We start from the raw sequence: 2,763 nt of genomic DNA on the forward strand, positions 1-2,763 counted from the left end.
TTCCAACGCGAATGAAATCTCGCCGACCGTGGCATTGGCGCGCGCCGCTCGGATGGCGAATTCCAGCAGGTTTTCATTGCCTTGCGCGGCACGGGTCAGCTCATCGAGCGCGCTTTCGACGGCGGCGACGTCGCGCGTGCCCTTCAGCCGTTGCAGCTTCGACAATTGCCGGGCCCTGACCTCGGCATTGTCGATCTTCAGCACGTCGACCTCGATGTCGGTCTCGGGCCGATGGGCGTTGACGCCGACCAGCATCTGCTCGCCGGAATCGATCCGCGCCTGCGTGCGCGCGGCGGCTTCCTCGATGCGCAGCTTGGGAATGCCCTGTTCGGTCGCCGCCGCCATGCCGCCGAGCGCCTCGACCTCCTCGATATGGGCAAGAGCGCGCGCCGCCAGATCATGCGTCAGCCGTTCGAGATAGGCCGAACCGCCCCACGGGTCGATGATGCGCGTGGTGCCGGATTCCTTTTGGAGGATGAGCTGGGTGTTGCGGGCGATCCGCGCCGAGTGGTCGGTCGGCAGCGCCATCGCCTCGTCGAAGGAATTGGTGTGCAGCGACTGGGTGTGGCCCTGCGTTGCCGCCATCGCCTCGATCATGGTGCGGACAATGTTGTTGTAGGGATCCTGCGCTGTCAGCGACCAGCCAGAAGTCTGGCAATGGGTGCGCAGCGACAGCGAGCGCTCGTCCTTGGGCGAAAAATTCTTCTGCATCAGGGTCGCCCACAACAGGCGCGCGGCCCGCAGCTTGGCGACTTCCATGAAGAAATTCATGCCGATGGCCCAGAAGAAGGACAGGCGAGGCGCAAAGCGGTCGATGTCGAGGCCCGCCGCGACGCCGGCGCGGGCATATTCGATGCCATCGGCGATCGTGTAGGCGAGCTCAAGGTCGGCCGTCGCGCCGGCCTCCTGCATGTGATAGCCGGAGATCGATATCGAATTGAACTTCGGCATGTTCTTCGATGTGTATGAGAAGATGTCCGACACGATCCGCATCGAAGGCTTTGGCGGATAGATGTAGGTGTTGCGGACCATGAACTCCTTCAAAATGTCGTTCTGAATGGTCCCGGCGAGATCCCTCTGTGCAACGCCCTGTTCTTCCGCGGCGACGATGTAAAGCGCCATGATCGGCAGCACCGCGCCGTTCATCGTCATCGATACCGTCATCTCGTCGAGCGGAATGCCGTCGAAGAGCTGCCGCATGTCGAGGATGGAATCGATGGCGACGCCCGCCATGCCGACATCGCCGGCAACACGCGGATGGTCGCTGTCATAGCCGCGATGCGTGGCGAGATCGAAGGCGACCGACAGCCCCTTCTGGCCGGCGGCAAGGTTGCGCCGGTAAAAGGCGTTGGAATCTTCGGCCGTCGAGAAACCGGCATATTGCCGGATCGTCCAGGGCTGCTGGACATACATGGTCGGGTAGGGGCCGCGCACGAAGGGTGGCAGGCCGGGATAGGTGTCGAGATGCGGCAACCCCTTGAGGTCGCTTTGATTGTACAGATGCTTGGCAATGAGCCCTTCCGGCGTGGTCCGCTGGCCTTTGACCTCGACAGGCGTGCGGCGTGGCGGGACCCAGCCGATCTGGCCGAAGTCCGGGATCAAGAGCCGGCTCCGATCGATTGGTCGACGCGGACTGGAAACAGCGGCTCGCAAACGGCAACGCCTTCGGTGAAGGCCGGTCGCCGTTCCGCCGCCAGCGTCTCGACGGGGCGTTCGTTCTTCGATGGATAGAGCGTGGTGCCGATGATGGCCCGTTCACCTGTGCGGTAGGCTGCATTGCGCTGCTCCGCCGCTGCGTGAACGCGCTTCTGGATGTGTCCGTCCTGAAGGCTGGACAGGACACCGCCCTCGGCTTCGATCGTCTGCAACTCCGCCCAGGCCAGTTCGCACAATTCCGCGGTCAGCGCTTCCACAGCGCCGGAACCATAGGCGGGATCGGTGACATGATCGATATGGCTTTCATTGGCCATGATCAGCTGCGTGTTGCGGGCAACACGACGGGCAAAACCCGCCGGCAGACCGTGCGCGATCGTGTGCGGCAGGATGGAGATCGAATCGGCGCCGCCGCACGCCGCGGCAAAGCATGCAATGGTGGTGCGCAGGATGTTGGTCTCCGGGTCCATCGCCGTCATCATGCGAAACGACGTCTCGGCATGGATACTGGCCGTGGATGTCGGGATCGAACAAGCCTCCTGCACCCGCGCCCAGAGCCTGCGCAGCGCCCGCATCTTGGCTATCGAGAGCAACTGGTCCTGGTCGACGCTGAGTGCAAAACCGATATGAGGTGCGGCATAGACAAGCGGCTGCCGCGCCGTCTCGAACATTCTGAGGTAGGAGACAGCCGAAGCCAGCATGATGCCAAGTTCCTGCGCTTCCGTGGCGCCGGCATTGTGGAACACGCGCCCGTCAGCTTCCAGCAGCACGCCCGGAACGCCCATCGCGAAGAAATGCGCCAGCGACTGCGGCATGGAGGCCCGCAGCGCCTCGATCGACATGCGCAGCCGACCGGTTCCCGCGAAGATCGCTGCTGGATCGATGCCGAAGGAGAGGTTGAGTTTTGCCGGGTCCGACCGCCGCTTGCTCAGGAAAGCGACCAGCCAGTCGGCCACGGCGCGGCTCCAGGGATGGGCGTCGATACGAACCTGGATGCGGTTGAGCGGAATGCCGTCCAGCACCGCCTCCAACGCCTCCGCCGTTCTCGGCAAGCCGTATCCGAACGCGTTCGGCGCCCCCTCGAAGACCAGCGACAATCCCGTGGCACCC

At 63.8% G+C, this 2,763-nt stretch carries 2 protein-coding genes; both read right to left on the reverse strand.

All coding sequences use genetic code 11. The features are described 5' to 3' along the window. Nucleotides 1–1,602: methylmalonyl-CoA mutase (gene scpA, locus EN893_RS27650; RefSeq protein WP_128361939.1), on the reverse strand; the 1,602-nt coding region annotated here is incomplete at its 3' end. Then, nucleotides 1,599–2,763, reverse strand: a 1,165-nt coding sequence (locus tag EN893_RS27655; protein WP_164901158.1) for a methylmalonyl-CoA mutase, incomplete at its 5' end; no start/stop codon positions are given. The genes EN893_RS27655 and scpA, both read right to left, overlap by 4 nt.

This window comes from Mesorhizobium sp. M7A.F.Ca.CA.004.04.2.1 (assembly GCF_004022825.1).
Taxonomy (GTDB): Bacteria; Pseudomonadota; Alphaproteobacteria; order Rhizobiales; family Rhizobiaceae; genus Mesorhizobium.